Source organism: Streptomyces sp. SID12501 (assembly GCF_010550245.1).
Taxonomy (GTDB): domain Bacteria; phylum Actinomycetota; class Actinomycetes; order Streptomycetales; family Streptomycetaceae; genus Streptomyces.
On the sequence record NZ_JAAGLU010000022.1, the window covers coordinates 1 to 20,262 of the forward strand.

At 71.2% G+C, this 20,262-nt stretch carries 16 protein-coding genes and 1 pseudogene; 11 read left to right on the forward strand and 6 right to left on the reverse strand.

What is annotated here, in order from left to right; all coding sequences use genetic code 11:
- Positions 1 to 823 (reverse strand): annotated as a pseudogene (locus G3I71_RS52320) (hypothetical protein); the annotation flags it as partial.
- Between the two features lie 48 nt (positions 824 to 871).
- On the opposite strand from G3I71_RS52320, the gene G3I71_RS25590 reads away from it, so the two are divergent.
- Positions 872 to 1,696, forward strand: coding sequence for a tetratricopeptide repeat protein (locus G3I71_RS25590; RefSeq protein ID WP_164317678.1), 825 nt, complete (start codon positions 872 to 874; stop codon positions 1,694 to 1,696).
- Positions 1,697 to 1,760: 64 nt separating this feature from the next.
- Here the strand turns inward: G3I71_RS25590 and G3I71_RS25595 are convergent, their stop codons facing one another.
- Positions 1,761 to 3,065, reverse strand: coding sequence for a DUF1015 domain-containing protein (locus tag G3I71_RS25595; RefSeq protein WP_164317680.1), 1,305 nt, complete (start codon positions 3,063 to 3,065; stop codon positions 1,761 to 1,763).
- A 73-nt stretch (positions 3,066 to 3,138) separates the two neighbouring features.
- Here G3I71_RS25595 and G3I71_RS25600 point away from each other — a divergent pair, with 73 nt between their 5' ends.
- From G3I71_RS25600 to G3I71_RS25615, 4 genes are all read left to right on the forward strand, one after another.
- A complete protein-coding gene (locus tag G3I71_RS25600; RefSeq protein ID WP_164317681.1) occupies positions 3,139 to 4,173 on the forward strand; it encodes an HAD hydrolase-like protein in 1,035 nt (344 codons plus the stop codon).
- Positions 4,174 to 4,246: 73 nt separating this feature from the next.
- On the forward strand, positions 4,247 to 5,290 hold the full coding sequence (locus G3I71_RS25605; RefSeq protein ID WP_164317683.1) for an iron chelate uptake ABC transporter family permease subunit: 1,044 nt from the start codon (positions 4,247 to 4,249) through the stop codon (positions 5,288 to 5,290).
- On the forward strand, positions 5,287 to 6,351 hold the full coding sequence (locus tag G3I71_RS25610; RefSeq protein ID WP_164317685.1) for an iron chelate uptake ABC transporter family permease subunit: 1,065 nt from the start codon (positions 5,287 to 5,289) through the stop codon (positions 6,349 to 6,351). Before G3I71_RS25605 ends, G3I71_RS25610 begins: the two co-directional genes overlap by 4 nt.
- Entirely contained in the window at positions 6,348 to 7,211 is an 864-nt protein-coding gene (locus G3I71_RS25615) for an ABC transporter ATP-binding protein (RefSeq protein ID WP_164317687.1), read from the forward strand. The genes G3I71_RS25610 and G3I71_RS25615 overlap by 4 nt, the downstream gene beginning before the upstream one ends.
- Positions 7,212 to 7,217: 6 nt before the next feature.
- Here the strand turns inward: G3I71_RS25615 and G3I71_RS25620 are convergent, their stop codons facing one another.
- The gene (locus G3I71_RS25620) at positions 7,218 to 7,565 is read right to left on the reverse strand and encodes an SCP2 sterol-binding domain-containing protein (protein ID WP_164317689.1); all 348 of its coding nucleotides are present in this window, start codon (positions 7,563 to 7,565) and stop codon (positions 7,218 to 7,220) included.
- Between the two features lie 42 nt (positions 7,566 to 7,607).
- On the opposite strand from G3I71_RS25620, the gene G3I71_RS25625 reads away from it, so the two are divergent.
- From G3I71_RS25625 to G3I71_RS25645, 5 genes are all read left to right on the forward strand, one after another.
- Positions 7,608 to 7,940, forward strand: a complete 333-nt coding sequence (locus G3I71_RS25625; RefSeq protein WP_164317691.1) for a hypothetical protein — start codon at positions 7,608 to 7,610, stop codon at positions 7,938 to 7,940.
- 7 nt (positions 7,941 to 7,947) lie between these two features.
- On the forward strand, positions 7,948 to 8,763 hold the full coding sequence (locus G3I71_RS25630; RefSeq protein ID WP_164317693.1) for a TlyA family RNA methyltransferase: 816 nt from the start codon (positions 7,948 to 7,950) through the stop codon (positions 8,761 to 8,763).
- Positions 8,760 to 9,665 (forward strand): NAD kinase, encoded by a 906-nt coding sequence (locus tag G3I71_RS25635; RefSeq protein ID WP_164317695.1) that lies wholly within the window; start codon positions 8,760 to 8,762, stop codon positions 9,663 to 9,665. The genes G3I71_RS25630 and G3I71_RS25635 overlap by 4 nt, the downstream gene beginning before the upstream one ends.
- Positions 9,666 to 9,865: 200 nt before the next feature.
- A complete protein-coding gene (recN, locus tag G3I71_RS25640) occupies positions 9,866 to 11,608 on the forward strand; it encodes a DNA repair protein RecN (protein ID WP_164317697.1) in 1,743 nt (580 codons plus the stop codon).
- A 250-nt stretch (positions 11,609 to 11,858) separates the two neighbouring features.
- On the forward strand, positions 11,859 to 12,989 hold the full coding sequence (locus G3I71_RS25645) for a glycosyltransferase family 4 protein (protein WP_164317699.1): 1,131 nt from the start codon (positions 11,859 to 11,861) through the stop codon (positions 12,987 to 12,989).
- An 18-nt stretch (positions 12,990 to 13,007) separates the two neighbouring features.
- Here G3I71_RS25645 and G3I71_RS25650 read toward each other — a convergent pair whose 3' ends face one another.
- From G3I71_RS25650 to G3I71_RS25660, 3 genes are all read right to left on the reverse strand, one after another.
- Positions 13,008 to 14,651, reverse strand: a complete 1,644-nt coding sequence (locus tag G3I71_RS25650) for a PucR family transcriptional regulator (protein ID WP_164317701.1) — start codon at positions 14,649 to 14,651, stop codon at positions 13,008 to 13,010.
- A gap of 66 nt (positions 14,652 to 14,717) precedes the next feature.
- On the reverse strand, positions 14,718 to 16,100 hold the full coding sequence (locus tag G3I71_RS25655; protein WP_164317704.1) for an FAD-binding oxidoreductase: 1,383 nt from the start codon (positions 16,098 to 16,100) through the stop codon (positions 14,718 to 14,720).
- Between the two features lie 148 nt (positions 16,101 to 16,248).
- Positions 16,249 to 18,054, reverse strand: a complete 1,806-nt coding sequence (locus G3I71_RS25660) for a glycoside hydrolase family 15 protein (protein ID WP_164317706.1) — start codon at positions 18,052 to 18,054, stop codon at positions 16,249 to 16,251.
- A 533-nt stretch (positions 18,055 to 18,587) separates the two neighbouring features.
- Between G3I71_RS25660 and G3I71_RS25665 the strand changes: the two genes are divergently transcribed.
- Positions 18,588 to 20,255: a CTP synthase gene (locus G3I71_RS25665; RefSeq protein ID WP_164317951.1), complete on the forward strand. Its 1,668-nt coding sequence runs from the start codon at positions 18,588 to 18,590 to the stop codon at positions 20,253 to 20,255.
- Positions 20,256 to 20,262: the final 7 nt, after the last annotated feature.

Genomic DNA, 20,262 nt, shown 5'->3' on the forward strand with positions numbered 1-20,262 from the left:
TCCCGCGGGAGGCGGCGGTGGGTTCCGTGGGCGCAGTGATGACCGTGGTGGTCGTCCTGCGGGCGGTGGGTTTGTGCGTCGGGACGACCGTCAGGATGACCGCGGTGGTCGTCCGGCCAGTGGTGGCTTCCGTGGGCGTGACGACCGGCCTGCAGCCCCCCGTCGAGACGACCGACGTGATGACCGCAGGGACGGAGAGAGTTCCGGCTTCCGGCGCGATGATGATCGTGGTGGGTTCCGTGGGCGGAGCGATGACCGCGGTGGTCGTCCTGCGGGCGGTGGGTTTGTGCGTCGGGACGACCGTCAGGATGACCGCGGTGGTCGTCCGGCCAGTGGTGGCGGGTTCCGGCGTGACGACAACCGTGGTGGTGGCGGTGACCGCGGCGGTTTCGTTCGGCGCGATGATGACCGCGGTGGCAGTCCCGCGGGAGGCGGCGGCGGGTTCCGTGGACGTGACGACAGCCGTGGTGACCGTGGTGGCTTCCGGCGTGATGACGACCGGCGTGAAGGCGACCGTGGCGGCTTCCGTCGGGACGACAGCCGTGGCCGGGACGACAACCGTGGTGAGCGCGGCGGGTTTGTCCGTCGGGATGATGATCGTGGTGGGTTCCGTGGGCGGAGTGACGACCGCGGTGGCCGTCCCGCCGGAGGTGGCGGTGGCTTCCGTGGACGTGACGACCGTGGAGGTCGGCCCGCCGGCGGTGGCGGCGGTGGCGGCGGTTACCGGGGACGTGACGACAGCCGGGGCGATGACCGGCGTGGTGGCGGGTTCCGTGACGAGCGTGACCGCGACCGGGAGCCGATCAAGCGGCTGCCGATCCACGAGGACGTCACGGGCGACGAGATCGACAAGGACGTACGCCAGGAGCTGATGAGTCTGCCCAAGGGGCTGGCGGAAGAGGTCTCCAAGAACCTGGTGATGGTCGCGCGGCTCATCGACGAGGACCCCGAGGGTGCCTACGGGTACTCGCGGGTGGCTCTGCGACTGGCCTCGCGTGTGGCCGCCGTACGAGAGGCGGCCGGGTTCGCCGCGTACGCCAACCAGAAGTACAGCGAGGCGCTGGCCGAGTTCCGTGCGGCTCGGCGGATGACCGGGCACGTCGAACTGTGGCCCGTCATGGCCGACTGCGAGCGTGGACTCGGGCGGCCCGAGAAGGCGCTCGAGATGGCCGGGGCGCCCGAGGTGCACAAGCTGGACAAGGCCGGGCAGGTCGAGATGCGGCTCGTCGCGGCCGGCGCCCGGCGTGATATGGATCAGCTCGACGCGGCCATCGTGACCCTGCAGAGTCCCGAGCTGGCTTCCAACTCCGTACAGCCGTGGACCGCTCGCCTGCGGTATGCGTACGCCGACGCTCTGCTCGCCGCCGGGCGTGAGGACGAGGCGCGGGAGTGGTTCGCCAAGGCCGTCGAGTCCGACAAGGACGGCAGCACGAATGCCGCGGACCGACTTGCCGAGCTTGAGGGCGTGGAGTTCGTCGACGCCTTCGACGAGAGCGAGGACGAGGACGGGGACGAGGGCGACCTTGATGACAAGGGCGTCGAGTCCCTCGAGATCGAGTCTGCCGACGCCACCGGTTCAGTCGAGGCGACTGGGGCGACCGAGGTGGTCGAGACGGTTGAAGCGGTTGAATCCGCCGACGACAGTGACGACATTGTCGACGGTGTTTCGGATGACGCCGAGGGCGACAAGCGCTGACCTGCGGTCAGCAGTAGATCGGTGAAGGGCGGGATCCCGACAAGGGGTCCCGCCCTTCTGCGTTTCAGTGCGACAGCGTGCGCAGGACCAGGCCCGAGGCCGGCTTGGGGCCGAAGGATGTCGACTTGCGGGGCATCGTGACGCCCTGGCGGGCCAGGTCCCGTACGACCTCCTCGCGGACCGGGTGCATCAGGACGGCCGTACCGCCGTCCTGTTCGGCCTTCTCCACGGTGGCCGCCGCGTCGTGGATGTACGCGATGCGCGCCGGTGAGTCCTCAGGGATGCGCCAGATGTGGTCGAGGAGCGTGGCGTGCAGGACCGTCGCGTCCAGGGTGCGCCAGGCCTGGGGGCGGTCGGCCGGGATCGTACGGTCCAGGAGGGCAGGGTCCGGGCGGTCCACCAGGTGGAAGGCGCCGTCGCCGGCCAGGAGGAAGGCGTTGCCCGCGGTGGCCGCCTCCGCGAGGGCGGTGAGGGCCTCGGGGAGCGGGGTCGTCAGGTGACGTACCCGGAAGTGGCCCTCCAGAGCGGTCAGGGCCTCGGAGACCGGGAGGCCGTGCAGGAGGCGGTGGATCGCGCGGACGCGCAGCGGATAACGGGCGGTGTCCACGAGGAGTACCAGGCCGTGGTCCCAGGGGCTGGGGGAGGGGTGCTCCGCGCGTAGACGCAGATACGTGGCCCAGCGGTGGTGGCCGTCGGCGATCAGGGCCTGGTGGTGTGTCAGGTCTGCCTGGATCCCGAGGAGTTCGGCGGGGTCGGTGATCGCCCAGAGGCGGTGGCTGAAACCGTCCTCCGTGGTCGTCGAGAGCAACGGGGGGCGGTCGGCCGTGCGTTCGACCACCGCGCTCGTGGTGCACGGCGACGCGGTGGCGGAGTCGTCGCTCCGGTAGGTCAGGAGGAGGGGTTCCAGGTTCGCGTAGGTGGCGCGCATCAGGGCCGCCCGTTCCGCCACCACGTGCGGCATGACGTCCTCGTGCGGCAGGACGACGCCCTCCGACGGCTCCGACAGGCGCAGGGCGCCGATGACCCCGCGCTGGAGGTGGCCGGTCGTGTCGCGCTGTTCGTAGACGTACAGGGCGGGCTCGGGATCGGCGGTCAGGATGCCTTCGGCCAGCCAGTCGTCCAGGGTGTCGGCCGCCTGTTCGTTGCGGATGGACGGGGTGGCCGCCTGGGGGAGGATCAGCCGGACGATGTTGTGCGGGTCGGCCGATTCGAGGTGTATCAGGCCGTCCGGGCGCACGATCACGTCGTACGGCGGAGAGGTCACGGCGGCCAGGCTGCCGACCCGGTCGGGATCGTAGCGCAGGCCCCGGAAGGGGGTCAGTTGAAGGCCCATGCGAGCCGGTACGTCCGCGGGACCTGCAGTGTTCATTGGTGCATCGTAGGGCTGTCAGTGGCATGGGGGATGATCGGGGGAAAGCCGGTCGAACTAGGAGCGATGCACAATGAGCCAGACCGTCAGGACGCGGCCCGAGGGCAGCGCGCGGGCTCTCAGCGAGGCGTACGACACGGCGCTGCTCGACCTCGACGGGGTGGTGTACGCGGGGGGCAACGCGATCGTGTACGCCGTCGAGTCGCTCCAGGTCGCGCGGGACGGCGGAATGCGGCTCGCCTATGTCACCAACAACGCGCTGCGGACTCCGGACGCGGTGGCCGAGCACCTCACCGAGCTGGGCATAGCGACGGAGGGCTCGGACGTCATCACCTCGGCGCAGGCCGTGGCCCGGCTGATCGCCGACCAGGTGCCGGCGGGGGCGCGCGTGCTGGTGATCGGCGGCGAGGGGCTGCGGGTCGCGCTGCGCGAGCGCGGCCTCGAGCCCGTCGAGTCGGCCGAGGACGAGCCGGTGGCGGTCGTACAGGGGTACGGCGGTCCCGAGTTGCCCTGGGGACGGTTCGCGGAGGCGTGCTACGCCATCGCGCGCGGGGTGCCCTGGTTCGCGTCCAACACCGACCTGACGATCCCCAGCGCACGCGGGATCGCCCCGGGCAACGGGGCCGCGGTGGAGGTCGTGCGCATCGCGACCGGAGCCGAGCCCCAGGTGGCGGGCAAACCGTTGCCGCCGATGCACCGGGAGACGGTGCTGCGGACCGGTGCCGAGCGGCCACTGGTCGTCGGGGACCGGCTGGACACGGACATCGAGGGCGCGTTCAACGGGGAGGTCGACTCGCTGCTGGTGCTGACCGGAGTGGCGGACGGCGCCCAGCTGCTGGCAGCGCCGCCGCAGCACCGGCCCACCTATGTCGACGCAGACCTGAGAGGGCTGCTGACCGGGCAGCCGGAGGTGACGGAGGCGGACGCCGGCGGCGGTTTCCGGTGCGGGGGGTGGACCGCTACCGCGGGGGAGGAGCAGCTGGAGCTGACAGGGGACGGGGAGGCACTCGACGGGCTTCGCGCGCTGTGCGCGGCGGCCTGGACGGCGGCGGGGGACGGCGTGTGCGGGCTGGACGGAGGGAAGGCGCTGGCGCGGCTGGGGCTGTGAGGGACGGCCGTGCTCGGGGGCACTCGTGGGGACGGACAGCGAGGTGGTGGTCAGGGTAGGCTAACCTAACCTCGTGTCTGTCGACAGTCCTCCTGAGCCGCGCGCGGAGATCGCCCCCGCGTCCCCGAAGCGTCGGGCGATACGAGCAGTTGGGCTCCTCGTCTCCCTGGGGCTCCTGCTTCTCGTCGCCCTCGCGAGTATCGCGATCGGCGCGAAAGAGCTGTCCCTGGAGCAGGTCTGGCACGGGCTGTTCCAGGACTCGGGGACCTACGGGGACGTCGTCGTCGGCGAGCGCGTCTCACGCACCCTCCTCGGACTGCTCGCCGGTGCCGCGCTCGGGCTGTCCGGAGCCGTTCTCCAGGCGCTGACCCGTAATCCGCTGGCCGATCCCGGGCTGCTCGGCATCAACGCGGGCGCGTCGGCGGCCGTCGTCACCGCCATCACCTTCTTCGGGGTCACCTCGCTGGGCGGCTATGTGTGGTTCGCCTTTCTCGGGGCCGCCGCTGTCGGAGCGCTGGTCTGGTTCCTGGGCGGCAGCCGCGGTGCCACGCCCGTGCGGCTCGCGCTCGCCGGCACCGCGATCAGCGCCGCGCTCTACGGCTATCTCCAGGCCGTGATGATCACGGACGACGCCGCGCTCAGCAGGATGCGCTTCTGGACGGTCGGCTCGCTGGCCTCGGCCACCGACGACACCATCACGCAGGTCCTGCCGTTCATCGTGGCCGGCACGGTCCTCGCGCTGCTGCTCGCCCGGCCGCTCAACGCCGTGGCGATGGGCGACGACACCGCCCGTGCCCTCGGCGCCAACCTGAACCGCACCCGTGCGCTGTCCATGGCCGCCGCGACCGTACTGTGCGGGGCCGCGACCGCCGCCTGCGGTCCGATCGTCTTCGTCGGGCTGATGGTCCCGCACGTCGTACGGTCCTTCACCGGGCCCGACCTGCGCTGGATCCTGCCGTACGCGACCGTTCTCTCGCCGGTGCTGCTGCTCGGCGCCGATGTCGTCGGGCGGATGGTCGCCCGGCCCGCCGAACTCCAGGTCGGCATCGTCACCGCGGTCATCGGCGGCCCGGTCTTCATCTTTCTCGTACGACGGCGGAGGACGGCCCAGCTGTGAAGAGCGACCCCGCACCGCAAGCCCGCCGTGCCGACCGTGTCGTACGGGCCCCTGGCGGCCTCTCTCTCCGGCTGGACGTGCGCGCGCTGGTCGTCGTCGTGGTGCTGCTGCTGACCGTGCTCACCGCGAGCGTGGTGCTGATCGGTACCGGTGACTTCCCGATCCCGGCGGGGGACGTCCTCAAGACCCTGCTGGGCGACGGGAACGCGGGCCAGGAGTTCATCGTCAACGAGCTGCGGCTGCCCCGGGTGCTGGTCGGGCTGCTGGTCGGGGCCTCGCTCGGGCTGGGCGGTGCGCTCTTCCAGTCAATCTCCCGCAATCCGCTGGGCAGTCCGGACGTACTCGGCCTCAGCCAGGGCTCGACGGCCGGTGCGCTGGTCATGATCGTGCTGTTCTCCGGGAGCGCCGGCGCGGTCACCGTCGGGGCGCTGGTGGGCGGGCTGGTGACCGGGTTCGCCATTTATCTGCTGGCCTGGAAGCAGGGCGTGCACGGGTACCGGCTGGTGCTCGTCGGCATCGGGGTCTCCGCGGTCGTCACGGCGGTCAACGGCTACCTGATCACCAAGGCCGACCTCGTCGACGCGGCCCGCGCGGTCGTGTGGATGACCGGTTCCCTCAACGGGCGGGACTGGGACCAGGTCTGGCCGCTGACGTGGCTGTGCGCGGTCCTCGTACCCGTGGTGCTCGTCAACGCGCGCGGGCTGCGGATGACGGAGATGGGCGACGACGTGTCGTACGCCCTCGGGGTGCGCGTCGAGCGTGTACGGCTGGTGCTGATGCTGGCAGCCGTGCTGCTCACCGCGGCTGCCACGGCCGCAGCGGGGCCCGTGGGCTTCGTGGCGCTGACCGCGCCGCAGCTCGCCCGGCGGCTGACCCGCTCGCCCGGCCCGAACCTCGTGCCGTCCATGTGCATGGGCGCCACCCTGCTGATCGTGGCCGACTGGGCCTCGCAGCGGGTCTTCGGCGCCGATCAGCTGCCCGTGGGGGTGGTGACCGGGGTGCTCGGCGGGGTCTACCTGCTGTGGCTGCTGGTTACGGAACGGAAGGCGGGGCGGATATGAGCGACTCCGCGAGCGCGAACGAGAACGTCAAGAAGGGCACCAACACCGTGAACCGCCTGTCCGCCGAGAGCGTGACCCTCGCCTACGACCAGCGGGTGATCGCCGAACAGCTGTCGGTGGAGATCCCCGACAACTCCTTCACGGTCATCGTCGGCCCGAACGCCTGTGGCAAGTCCACCCTGCTGCGGGCCCTGTCGCGGATGCTGAAGCCGAGCGAGGGCCGGGTGCTGCTCGACGGGCAGGTCATCCAGTCGATGCCCGCGAAGAAGGTCGCACGGACGCTCGGGCTGCTGCCGCAGTCGTCGATCGCGCCCGACGGGATCACCGTCGCAGACCTGGTGGGCCGGGGCCGCTACCCGCACCAGGGCATGCTGCGCCAGTGGTCCCACGACGACGAGCGGATCGTCCGGGAGTCCATGGAGTCGACCGGCGTCTCCGAACTCGCCGACCGCTATGTCGACGAGCTGTCCGGCGGTCAGCGCCAGCGGGTGTGGATCGCGATGGCGCTCGCCCAGCAGACACCGCTGCTGCTGCTCGACGAGCCGACGACCTATCTCGACATCCAGCACCAGATCGACGTCCTCGACCTCTGCGCCGAGCTGCACGAGGAGCAGGGGCGGACCCTGGTCGCCGTCCTGCACGACCTCAATCACGCCGCCCGGTACGCCACGCATCTCATCGCGCTGTGCGAGGGCTCGGTCGTCGCCGAGGGCGCGCCGGGCGACATCGTCACGGCCGGGCTGGTCGAGGAGGTGTTCGGGCTGCGCTGCCAGGTCATCGACGATCCGGAGACGGGGACGCCGCTGGTGGTGCCGGCCGCGCGCAAGACCCGTAGCAGGGTGACCGCAGAGGCTTCCTGAGGGCGGTCAGAGGAGTTTTCTGAGGCGGAACAGGTCCCGCAGGCCCGCCTCCAGTTTCACCCGGCCCGAACCCCACGCCTTCGCGAAGTTCAGCTCGCCGGTGACCATCGCCACCAGGTCGTCGCCGGACATGGTGAGCCGGATCTCGGCCTTCTCCGGGGGCGGCCCCTGGAGGGTGTCCTGGACCTCGATACGGCCTCCCCGCAGCCGTCCCACGAAGGTGACGTCCAGATCGGTGATACGGCAGCTCAGCGAGCGGTCCAGGGCCGCCGCCTCGCGCAGGTCCCCGCTCGCGCCCGCCATGTTGTCCGAGAGCTTGTCGAGTGCGCTGCGGCACTCCTCAATCGTCGCCATCGCGAACGACGGTACCTCAGCCGTTCGCGGTAGCGTCAGGGCATGAACGACTCAGTGCCGCCGGCCGAGGGCCCGGAGGAGACACCGGTTCCGGTTTCGGATCCGGCTCCGGATGCGGGTGCCGTTCCGGAGGCGGTCGTCGCGCCCGAGGCCGACCCCGCCGCACCGGCCCCGCTGAACGTCCCCCGCGCCCCCACGGGCGAGGCCGACGTCGACGCCCTGCTCGACCGGCTCGGTGACGCCGACCACCTCGCCACGGACGGACACGTCGAGGTGTACGAGGATGTACACCGGGGGCTGCGCGACACGCTCACCGCGCTCGACGCCCGCCCGGGACCTCCGGCGCCCCCATCGACGTACGGCAATAGGAGCTGAACCGAACGTGGCAGGAGTGGCACGCCGCCGCCTTGACGCCGAGCTGGTGCGGCGGAAACTCGCGCGTTCGCGCGAGCACGCGAGCCAGCTGATCGCCGCCGGGCGGGTCACCGTCAGTAAGACCGTCGCGACCAAGCCCGCCACCCAGGTGGAGACCGCCGCCGCGATCGTCGTCGTGGCCGACGGCAACGATCCCGAGTACGTCTCCCGGGGCGGTCACAAGCTCGCAGGCGCCCTGGAGGTCTTCGTACCGCAAGGGCTGAAGGTCGGCGGACGGCGGGCGCTCGACGCCGGCGCGTCCACCGGCGGATTCACCGACGTACTGCTGCGCGCCGGTGCCGTACACGTCGTCGCCGTCGATGTGGGGTACGGACAACTCGCGTGGTCTCTCCAAAGCGATGAACGCGTCACCGTCAAGGACCGTACGAACGTACGCGAGTTGACGCTCGAAGCGATCGATGGGGAACCAGTGGATCTTGTCGTGGGGGACCTGTCCTTCATCCCGCTCGGTCTCGTGCTGCCCGCCCTTGCGCGGTGCGCGGCACCCGATGCCGACCTGGTGATGATGGTCAAACCACAGTTCGAGGTGGGGAAGGAACGGCTGGGCAGTGGAGGAGTCGTACGCAGTCCCGAACTGCGTGCCGAGGCGGTACGCGGAGTCGCCACCCGCGCAGGGCAGTTGGGGCTGGGTGTACAGGGCGTGACCGCCAGCCCGCTGCCCGGGCCGTCGGGGAACGTCGAGTATTTTCTGTGGCTGCGGGCCGGCGCACCCGAACTCAACCCGGCCGATGTCGAACGTGCAGTGGCGGAGGGGCCTCGTTGACTCAGACCCGAGATCGTACTGTTTTCCTGCTTGCCCACACCGGGCGGCCGGCCGCGATAAGAAGTGCCGAGCTCGTGGTCCAGGGGCTGGTGCGCTCCGGACTCGGGGTGCGGGTGCTGGCGGCGGAGGCGGCCAACCTGCCGTTGCCGCCGGAGGTGGAGCTGATCGAGGAGGCCACCGCGCAGTGCCTCGACGGGTGCGAGTTGCTCATCGTGCTGGGCGGTGACGGCACGCTGCTGCGCGGCGCCGAGTTCGCCCGGGCGTCCGGGGTGCCGATGCTCGGCGTCAACCTCGGTAGCGTCGGCTTCCTCGCCGAGGCCGAGCGCGACGACCTCGACAAGGTTGTCGACCGGGTGGTGACGAAGTCGTACGAGGTCGAGGAACGGATGACCATCGACGTCGTCGTGCACCAGAACGGGAACATCGTGCACACCGACTGGGCGCTGAACGAGGCGGCCGTGCAGAAGGTGTCCGCGGAGAAGTTGCTCGAGGTCGTGCTGGAGATCGACGGGCGGCCGGTCACCGGGTTCGGGTGTGACGGCATCTGTCTGTCGACACCTACCGGATCGACCGCCTATGCCTTCTCCGCCGGTGGGCCTGTGGTGTGGCCCGAGGTGGAAGCGCTGCTGATGGTGCCGATCAGTGCGCACGCGCTGTTCGCGAAGCCGCTGGTGACCTCTCCTGACTCCGTGCTCGCTGTGGAGGTTCTGCCGCACATTCCTCCGGGGGTGCTGTGGTGTGACGGGCGGCGGACCATGGAGTTGCCTCCCGGGGCGCGGGTGGAGGTGCGGCGGGGGGCTGTGCCGGTTCGGTTGGCTCGGCTGCATCATGCTTCGTTCACTGATCGGCTGGTAGCCAAGTTCGCGTTGCCGGTGTCCGGTTGGCGAGGAGCGCCTCACTAGCGCTCCGTAGGGGGTGGCGGGGATCTGTGCGCGTGTGCGGGTTCCGCGTGTGCGGGTTCGCCGTGGCTTGTCGCGCAGTTCCCCGCGCCCCTGAACAGGTCCACTCACCCGGGTGACATGTGAGGGCCGATAGTCATTCGTTACCTGCGGGTTCTCTCATTCGAGGTGGGGGGCGTCGCACATGGGGTGGCTGACCTCGTATGGTCGTGTTCGTGCTGGAGGAGATGCGGATACGGTCGCTCGGCGTCATCGACGATGCGGTGGTCGAGCTGTCGCCAGGCTTTACCGCCGTGACCGGTGAGACCGGTGCGGGCAAGACCATGGTCGTGACCAGCCTGGGGCTGCTGCTCGGTGGCCGGGCTGATGCGGCGTTGGTGCGGATCGGGGCCAAGAACGCGGTCGTGGAGGGGCGGATCACCGTGCCCCCGGGCGGTGCTGCCGTCGTACGGGCCGAGGAGGCCGGCGCGGAGCTGGACGACGGGGCGCTGCTCATCAGCCGTACCGTTTCCGCGGAGGGGCGTTCGCGGGCTCATCTGGGCGGGCGTTCCGTGCCCGTGGGTGTGCTGGCCGAGCTGGCCGACGAGCTGGTGGCCGTGCACGGGCAGACCGACCAGCAGGGGCTGCTCAAGCTGTCCCGGCAGCGCGCGGCGCTCGACCGGTACGCGGGGGACGCGGTCTCCGCGCCCCTCACCAAGTACGGGGAGGCGTACAAGAGGCTGCGGGCCGTCTCCAACGAGCTGGACGACATCACCACGCGCGCGCGTGAGCGGGCCCAGGAAGCCGACATGCTGCGGTACGGGCTCGACGAGATCGCCGCCGTGGAGCCGCGGGCCGGTGAGGACGCCGAGCTCGCCGAGGAGGCCGAGCGGCTCGGGCACGCGGAGGCGCTGGCCTCGGCCGCGACCGTCGCCCACGCCGCCCTCGCCGGTAACCCCGAGGACCCCGAGAGCATCGAGGCCGCCACGCTCGTCGCGGGCGCCCATCGGGCCCTGGAGGCCGTACGGTCGCACGACTCCGCCCTGGCCGCGCTCGCCGACCGGATCGGGGAGGTCGGCATCCTGCTCGGCGACGTCGCCGGGGAGCTGGCGGGGTACGCCGACGACCTGGACGCCGATCCGCTGCGGCTGGCGGCCGTCGAGGAACGGCGGGCCGCGCTCACCGCGCTGACGCGGAAGTACGGCTCCGGCGTGGCCGGAGTGCTCACCTGGGCCGAGGAGGGCGCCGCACGGCTGCTCGAACTCGACGGAGACGACGAGCGGATCGGCGAGCTGACCGCCGAGCGGGACGCGCTGCGCGGCGAACTGAGCTGGATGGCACAGGCGTTGACGGACGCGCGGACGGAGGCCGCCTCGCGGTTCGCGGACGCCGTGACCGCCGAGCTGGCCTCGCTGGCGATGCCCCACGCGCGCGTGTCGTTCGACATCCGGCAGACCGAGGACCCCGTGGGTGTCGAGGTCGACGGACGTACGGTCGCCTACGGGCCGTCCGGCGCCGACGAGGTCGAACTGCTGCTCGCCCCGCATCCGGGGGCGCCCGCGCGGCCCATCGCCAAGGGGGCGTCCGGGGGTGAGCTGTCCCGCGTGATGCTGGCCGTGGAGGTCGTGTTCGCGGGAACCGACCCCGTGCCCACCTATCTGTTCGACGAGGTCGATGCCGGTGTGGGCGGCAAGGCGGCCGTGGAGATCGGGCGCCGGCTGGCCCGGCTGGCGAAGAGCGCCCAGGTCGTCGTCGTGACGCACCTGCCGCAGGTCGCCGCGTTCGCCGACCGGCAGCTGCTGGTGGAGAAGACCAGCGACGGGTCGGTGACCCGGTCGGGCGTGAAGGTCCTGGAGGGCGAGGACCGGGTCCGGGAGCTGTCGCGGATGCTGGCCGGGCAGGAGGACTCGGAGACCGCGCGGGCGCATGCGGAGGAGCTGCTGGCGACGGCTCGGGCGGACAGCTGACAGCTGGCAGCTGCCAGCCGACATTCGAACGGTTGACCTTCGGTGGGGGCGCTCTCACTCGTGTGAGTGACCCGCCCCACCCCTCCGTGGTCCGGAACACCCGTACGTACTGGCATCCTTGAAGGAGCACGGAATACCCCCGTACACGGAGGAAGTGGCGCGGTACACCCCTTCCGCCCAAACCTTCTGTACGTTTCTCCGTGTCATTTCTTCGTGACCGCCCGATGCCGAACCAGGAGCCCCCGGCCACGTGAGCCCCGCGAGCAGCCACTCACCGCACGGTCAGTCGCCGCTGCGCACCGTGCAGGTGCTCGGTGGCGGCAACGCCGGCAGCAGCGCGCACGTGCGTTCGCTGGCCGCGGGGCTCGTCGAGAGAGGCGTGCGGGTGACCGTGTGCGCCCCCTCCGACGCCGACAGCGCCTACGACTTCACGGGCGCCGGTGCCGAACACGTGCCCATCCCGCGCAGCAGTGACCCCGGTTCGGTGGCGGCGCTGCGCGCGGCCTGTTCGAACGCCGACCTCGTACACGCGCACGGGCTGCACGCCTCCTTCCGGGCCGCCCTCGCGCTCAGCGGGCGCCGGACTCCGCTGGTCGTCACCTGGCACAACCGGGCGTACGCCGAGGGGCCCCGAGCCCAGCTGCTGAAGGTGCTGGAGCGGCGGGCCGTGAAGGCCTCCTCCGTCGTCCTCGGGACCTCCTCCGACCTCGTGGACCGGGCCCGGCGGCGCGGGGCCAGGGACGCCCGGCTGTCCGCCGTGGCGCTGCCCGCCCCGCGAGGAGCCCTGGGCCGGGACGAGTCCGACCGGTGCAAGACGCGGGCCGAACTCGGTGCCACGGACCGCCCGTTGCTCATGGCCGTCGGCACCCTCGACCGGCACCGGGGGTACGACGTGCTGCTGGACGCCGTTCGCGCGTGGTACGGTCTCGATCCGGCGCCGCTCCTCGTGATCGCGGGGGAGGGGCCGTTGCGGGCGGAGTTGCAGGCCCGCATCGAGAACGAGGGGCTGCCGGTCCGGCTCATCGGGCGGCGCGACGATGTGAGCGAACTGCTCGTCGCCGCCGATCTCGCACTTCTGCCCAGCCGTTGGGAGTCGCGCTCCGTACTCGCCCAGGAGGCACTCCACGCGCGCGTGCCGCTGATCGCGACCGCCGTGGGAGGCGTTCCGGAGCTGGTCGGCGACGCGGCCGAACTCGTCCCGTACGGCGACGCGGTGGCGCTCGGCAGGGCCGTCGTACGGCTCCTCGGGGACCCTGAACGCCAGGAACTCCTCCGGGAGCGCGGCGTCCGGCAGATCGGCACCTGGCCCACCGAGGACGAGACCGTCGCCCAAGTGCTGAGCGTCTACGACGAGTTCACGCAGCCCCGGCCGCTGACCTGAAAAACCTGCCCCCAGGGCTCAGGCCACGTGTCTGCGGGCCCGTAGCGCCAGGCTCAACGCCAGTACCGTCTGCGGGTCGTCGAGGTCCGTGCCCAGCAACTCCCCGATCCGCGCGAGGCGGTTGTAGAGGGTCTGGCGGTTGAGGTGGAGTTCGCGGGCCGTCTCCGCCTTGCGGCCCGCGTGGGCCAGATACGTCTCCAGGGTGGGCAGCAGCGGCGGCTTGGAGCGGTCGTCGTGGGTGCGCAGCGGGCCGATCGCGCGGTCCACGAAGGCCGCCAGGTCGGGCTGGTCGCGCAGGCGCCACAGCAGCAGGTCGATGTCCAGGCGACGGGCGTCGTACCAGGGGCGGTCCGGCAGACCCTGGGCCGCCGTCGCCGTCTCCGCCGCGTGCCGCAGACCCGCCGAGGCCGCCGCCCAGCCGCCGGCGACCCCGACCACGACGACCGGCGGGTGGGCGCCAGGGCGCTGCATCCCCGCTCGCTCCACACCCGCCCGCAGCGCCGCCGCGACCCGGTCGGCGACCGCCGGGCGCTCCGCCTCCGTACGCAGGCCCACCAGCAGCGGCACGCGCCCCTCGACCGGCCGTACGCCCAGCAGCACCGGCACGCCCACCGACGCCAGCTCCTCCGTGACCGCCCGCGCCAGCACCGCCCAGCCGCCGCCCGGTGACACGGTGTCGCCGAGCCGCATCACCATCGGCAGCAGCGGGCCGGTGCCGGGTTTGAAGCCGAGGACGCGGGCCTGCGCGGGCGCGGCCTCCGCTTCGACACGGCCCTCGGCGAGGTCGGTGAGGAAGTCGCCGCGGCCACGAGCCGCCAGCTCCTCCTCCTGGCGGGCCTGCATCAGCACGACGGCCAGGATGCCCGCGGCCCGTTCGGCGGCCATGCGGTGCACGGGGGCAAGAGGTTCGAGGACGGGCAGCAGGACCAGGCGTGCGCGGACCGAGCCGGCGCCGGGGCCGCCCCCGGGGACATCGACGAGCACGGAACCGGCGGACGGCGGCGCATCCTTGTGGTGGGCGCGCAGCCCCTCCCACACCTGGAGCGGGTCGGCGCCCTCGGGACCGGCGCCGGCGGCGTACAGGAGCTGGCCGTCCGTCGTCTCCAGGAACACCGGGTTGCCGCTGAAGTCGGCCAGGATGCCCAGGACCTGCGGGATACCACCGCCGCCCAGCAGGGCCTCCGTGCAGCGCCGGTGGACCTCCTCGGCCCGCTGGAGCAGCGCGTAGTGGCCGTTGACGATCTCGGTGTGGATCTCCTCGGTGACGGCCACGAACGCCACCTCGCGGTGCAGCTGGACCAGGGGGAGACCGGTCGAACGGGCCGTCTCGACAAGGGCCGCGGGCAGCCGGGTGAAGCGGGGGCCCAGCTCCACGACGAGCGCCGCGATGCCCCGCTCCGCGAGCGTACGGACGAATGCGCGCTGCTCGGCCGGACGGGTGCCGAGCCCGTACCCGGTCGTCAGGAGCAGCTCGCCGCCTTTCAGCAGCGAGGCGATGTGCGGGACCTCGCCCGCGTGCACCCACCGCACGGTCCGCCCCAGCCGGTCGGCGCCCGCCAGGATCTCCGGCAGCCCGCTGCGCAGCCCGGGCAGCTCCAGCGCCCGCCGCACGGTGATGCCGGCGCCCCGGGTCTCGAAACGGCTCTCCGCGCGGCTGTCCATGCAGCGGACGCTACCCGCACCCGCGTACGGCTGACGACCTGCGCATCAGCGGCACCACCGGCTCGCCTACGCCGGAACGATGTTGTGGTTGAAGCGGAACACGTTGTCCGGGTCGAACTGGCGTTTTACCGACGCCAGCCGACGGGTGTTCTCGGCGCCCAGGCCCGCGATCACGCGCTCCGCGCCCTCGTCCCCGATGAAGTTGAGGTAGACCGCGCCGGTGCTCCACGGCCGGACGGCGGTACGGACATCGTGGACCCACTGGACACAGCGCTCGTCGTCCGCCGGGTCCTCCCAGATGCCGAAGGGGTGCACGGCCCACGGGGCGTCCCGGTAGGGGACGGGGTACTCGGACGGGCCGTCCGCGATGGCGCCGCCGAGCGGGAACAGCGCGCTCTGGGTCCCGGTGGGCACGGGAAGGGCGTCCCCGAGAGCACAGAAGACGTCCACGAACTCGTCGGGCGCGCCGGTCAGGTACTCGGCCGACCAGTAGTTCCGCAGCCCGGGCGGGTCGTCGAGCATGCACTGGAAGTCGGCGTACGGGATCGCGGTGACGATCTCCGCCTCGTGCGGCAGCGCCAGCAGCGGCTCCACGAGCTTGCGCATGTCCTCCTCGGCGCCCGCGTACGTCAGCAGCGCACCGCACAGCAGCTGTCCGACCAGATGCGGCGGGACGAACTCCTCGGGCGGGCCGGTGAGATGGATGACCCCGCCGCTCGCCTCGACCGGGCCGGCCTCGATCACGTCGCGGTAGGTGCGGGTGACCTCGGGGCCGAACTCGGGGAGGTAGAGCAGCAGCGCGATGGAGAACGCGGGCAGCTCATGCAGTCTCAGGGTGAGCGAGGTGGCGACACCGAAGTTCCCGCCGCCGCCGTGCAGGGCCCAGAACAGCTCCGGGTTCTGCTCGGCGCTCGCGTGGACCTCGGTGCCGTCGGCGCTGACCAGGTCGACGCCGATGAGGTTGTCGACGGCGAGGCCGTGGGCCCGGTCGAGCCAGCCGCTGCCGCCGCCGAGCACGAAGCCGGCGACACCGGTCGTGGAGACCCGGCCGCCGGTGGTCGCCAGGCCGTGCGGCTGGGTCGCCCGGTCCAGGTGGCTCATCAGGGCCCCGCCCCGGACCCGTACCGAATGGGCCGCCCGATGGACGGTCACCTCGTGCATCCGGCGCAGATCGATCACCAGACCGCCGTCGTTCACGGCCATGCCCGCCACGCTGTGGCCGCCGCCGCGCACCGCGATCGGCAGGTCCAGGTCGCGGGCGAAGCGTACGGAACGGGCCACATCGGCTTCGTCCGCGCACTGTGCGATCACCGCCGGACGCCGGTCGATCATGGCGTTGAAGACGCTCCGGGCGTCGTCGTATCCCGGATCTCCCGGGGCGAGCACGTCGCCGGTCAGATCCTCGCGCAGCGCGGCGAGGGCTGCGCCGGCCTTTGCGGGGGAAACCATGGCGGTCCCCTTCCGATAAGGGGCATTTGCGTGCTTCCAGCGTAGGCGCTCCGCTGTGTGAGCGCGTTTTCAGGCCGCGGGTACGTTGTGGCTGGTCGCGCAGTTCCCCGCGCCCCTATCGGGGCGCGGGTTTCCTGGTCGCCGGTTCTCAGCCGCCGTATGCCCCCGACGCCGTCAGGCGCAGTGCCGTGTCGATCAAGGGGACATGACTGAAGGCCTGGGGGAAGTTGCCCACCTGGCGCTTGAGGCGTGGGTCCCACTCCTCGGCCAGCAGGCCCAGGTCGTTGCGGAGGGCGAGGAGCTTTTCGAAGAGCTTGCGGGCCTCGTCGACCCGGCCGATCATCGCCAGGTCGTCCGCCATCCAGAACGAACAGGCGAGGAACGCGCCCTCGTCGCCCGGCAGACCGTCGAGGTTCTCGTCGCCGCCCGAGGTCGTCGGGTAGCGCAGGATGAAGCCGTCCTCGGTCGACAGCTCGCGCTGGATGGCCTCGATGGTGCCGATGACCCGCTTGTCGTCGGGAGGCAGGAAGCCCATCTGCGGGATCAGCAGCAGGGAGGCGTCCAGTTCCTTCGAGCCGTACGACTGCGTGAAGGTGTTGCGCTCCTTGTCGTAACCCTTCTCACACACGTCCCGGTGGATGTCGTCACGCAGCTCGATCCACTGCTCCAGCGGGCCGTCCGCGTCGCCGGACTCGATGAGCTTGATCGTGCGGTCCACCGCGACCCAGGCCATGACCTTGGAGTGCACGAAGTGACGGCGCGGACCGCGCACCTCCCAGATGCCCTCGTCGGGCTCGTCCCAGTGCTGCTCCAGGTAGCGGATCAGCTTGAGTTGGAGCAGGGAGGCGTAGTCGTTGCGGGCCAGGCCCGTCATATGAGCCAGGTGCAGGGCCTCGGTGACCTCGCCGTACACGTCCAGCTGGAGCTGGTGCGCGGCGCCGTTGCCGACCCGGACGGGGCCCGAGTTCTCGTAGCCGGGCAGCCAGTCCAACTCGGCCTCGCCCAACTCCCGTTCGCCCGCGATGCCGTACATGATCTGCAGGTTCTCGGGGTCGCCGGCGACCGCGCGCAGCAGCCACTCGCGCCAGGCGCGGGCCTCGTCGCGGTAGCCGGTGCGCAGGAGGGAGGAGAGGGTGATGGCCGCGTCGCGCAGCCAGGTGTAGCGGTAGTCCCAGTTGCGCACGCCGCCGATGTCCTCCGGGAGGGAGGTGGTGGGGGCGGCCACGATGCCGCCGGTCGGCGCGTACGTCAGCGCCTTCAGCGTGATGAGCGAGCGGACGACGGCCTCCCGGTAGGGGCCGTGGTACGTGCACTGCTCGACCCACTCGCGCCAGAACTCCTCGGTGGCGTCGAGGGACTGCTCCGGCTCGGGCAGTGCGGGCGGCTGCTTGTGCGAGGGCTCCCAGGAGATCGTGAACGCGATCCGGTCGCCCGGCGCCACCGTGAAGTCGGCGTACGTCGTCAGGGACTTGCCGTACGTCTCGGCGGTGGTGTCGAACCACACCGAGTCGGGGCCGGCGACGGCGACCGTCCGTCCCTCGTGCTTGTGCACCCACGGCACGACACGGCCGTAGGAGAACCGCATGCGCAGGGCCGAGCGCATCGGCACCCGGCCGCTGACTCCTTCCACGATGCGGATCAGCTGGGGGGCGCCGTCGCGAGGGGGCATGAAATCGGTCACTCTGACCGTGCCGCGCGGGGTGTCCCACTCGGTTTCGAGGATCAACGAGTCGCCCCGGTAGCGGCGGCGGGCCGCTACGGGTGGTGCTGCGTCCGCCGCGTGCGCGGGACCGAGGCGCCAGAAGCCGTGCTCCTCGGTGCCGAGCAGTCCCGCGAAGACGGCATGGGAGTCGAAGCGGGGCAGGCACAGCCAGTCGACTGTGCCGTCCCGGCAGACCAACGCGGCGGTCTGCATGTCCCCGATGAGTGCGTAGTCCTCGATGAGCCCGGCCACGTGCAACTCCAGTCGAAAGGCCACGTCGCCCCCAGAAAAAGGAAAACGGGGGTCTCGATCTTGCGGTCAAGGGTTCGTTGTCTAGCGTCGTTGAGCGGTGAAGCAAACACCAAATTTTGCTCAACGGACTGACGAGCGCTCGTTGTTCCGGGGTTACAGGCGGGGGTGGTGCCGTGTTGCCGGCCGGGCTCGGCAGCGAGTGTGCGAGGAGCATACGACGCACTCAGATGATCCGCGTGCCGCTCCGGACAACCCGGGTCCGCTGAACGAGTGAAGCTCGGGTGAGCGGACACGGTTTCGGGTGAGCGCCGGACAGGGGGATGGTGACTCGTGTACGGGATGGGTGTCCGCGTGTGCGCGGAGCGTGGCCGGAAGCCATCTCCCCGGGTCGCTGATACCCTGGTAGCCCGTGGACCGGTGGGCAGGAAACCCCCGAACCGCAGCGACGGCTCCTCCAGTGAAAACCCGGAAAGCTCCGGGCCGGGCGGCCGTACCGCACCCCAGACCGCGACCACGGGAGCCCCGCCTTGGCCATGACACCCGCTGCTTTTCGAAACAGCAACGCCACGACGACCAAGCACATCTTCGTCACCGGGGGTGTCGCCTCCTCGCTCGGCAAGGGGCTGACCGCCTCCAGCCTCGGCATGCTCCTCAAGGCGCGCGGACTGCGGGTCGTCATGCAGAAGCTCGACCCCTACCTCAACGTCGACCCCGGCACGATGAACCCCTTCCAGCACGGTGAGGTGTTCGTCACCCACGACGGTGCCGAGACCGACCTGGACATCGGCCACTACGAGCGCTTCCTCGACCGTGACCTCGACGGCTCGGCGAACGTCACCACCGGCCAGATCTACTCGACGGTGATCGCGAAGGAGCGGCGCGGCGAGTACCTGGGCGACACCGTCCAGGTCATCCCGCACATCACCAACGAGATCAAGCACCGCATCCGCCGGATGGCCACCGACGAGGTCGACGTCGTCATCACCGAGGTCGGCGGCACGGTGGGCGACATCGAGTCGCTGCCCTTCCTGGAGACCGTGCGTCAGGTCCGCCACGAGGTCGGCCGCGACAACGTGTTCGTCGTCCACATCTCGCTGCTGCCCTACATCGGCCCCTCCGGCGAGCTGAAGACCAAGCCGACCCAGCACAGCGTGGCGGCCCTGCGGAACATCGGTATCCAGCCGGACGCGATCGTGCTGCGCTGCGACCGTGAGGTCCCCACCGCGATCAAGCGCAAGATCTCCCTGATGTGCGACGTCGACGAGGCCGCGGTGGTGGCCTGTCCGGACGCCCGCTCGATCTACGACATCCCCAAGACCGTGCACCGCGAGGGCCTGGACGCCTATGTCGTCCGCAAGCTGGACCTGCCCTTCCGTGACGTGGACTGGACGACCTGGGACGACCTCCTGGACCGCGTCCACAACCCCGCCCACGAGATCAACCTTGCCCTGGTCGGCAAGTACATCGACCTGCCCGACGCCTACCTCTCGGTCACCGAGGCGCTGCGCGCGGGCGGCTTCGCCAACCATGCGCGCGTGAAGATCAAGTGGGTCACCTCGGACGACTGCAAGACCCCCGCAGGCGCCCAGAAGCAGCTGGAGGACGTGGACGCGATCTGCATCCCGGGCGGCTTCGGCGACCGCGGCGTGTCCGGCAAGGTCGGCGCGATCCAGTACGCCCGCGAGCACAAGATCCCGCTGCTGGGGCTGTGCCTGGGCCTCCAGTGCATCGTCATCGAGGCGGCCCGCAACCTGGCCGGCATCGAGGACGCCAACTCCACCGAGTTCGACGCCGCCACCGCCCACCCGGTCATCTCGACGATGGCCGAGCAGCTCGACATCGTGGCCGGCGACGGCGACATGGGCGGAACGATGCGCCTGGGCATGTACCCGGCCAAGCTCGCCGAGGGCTCCATCGTGCGCGAGGTGTACGACGGCAAGGAGTACGTCGAGGAGCGTCACCGGCACCGCTACGAGGTCAACAACAGCTACCGCGCCGAACTGGAGAAGCAGACCGGCCTCCAGTTCTCCGGCACCTCTCCGGACGGCAAGCTGGTCGAGTACGTCGAGTACCCGCGCGAGGTCCACCCCTACCTGGTGGCCACGCAGGCCCACCCGGAGCTGCGCTCCCGCCCCACCCGCCCCCACCCGCTCTTCGCCGGCCTCGTCAAGGCCGCCGTCAAGCGCAAGACGGGCAAGTAACGCAAGG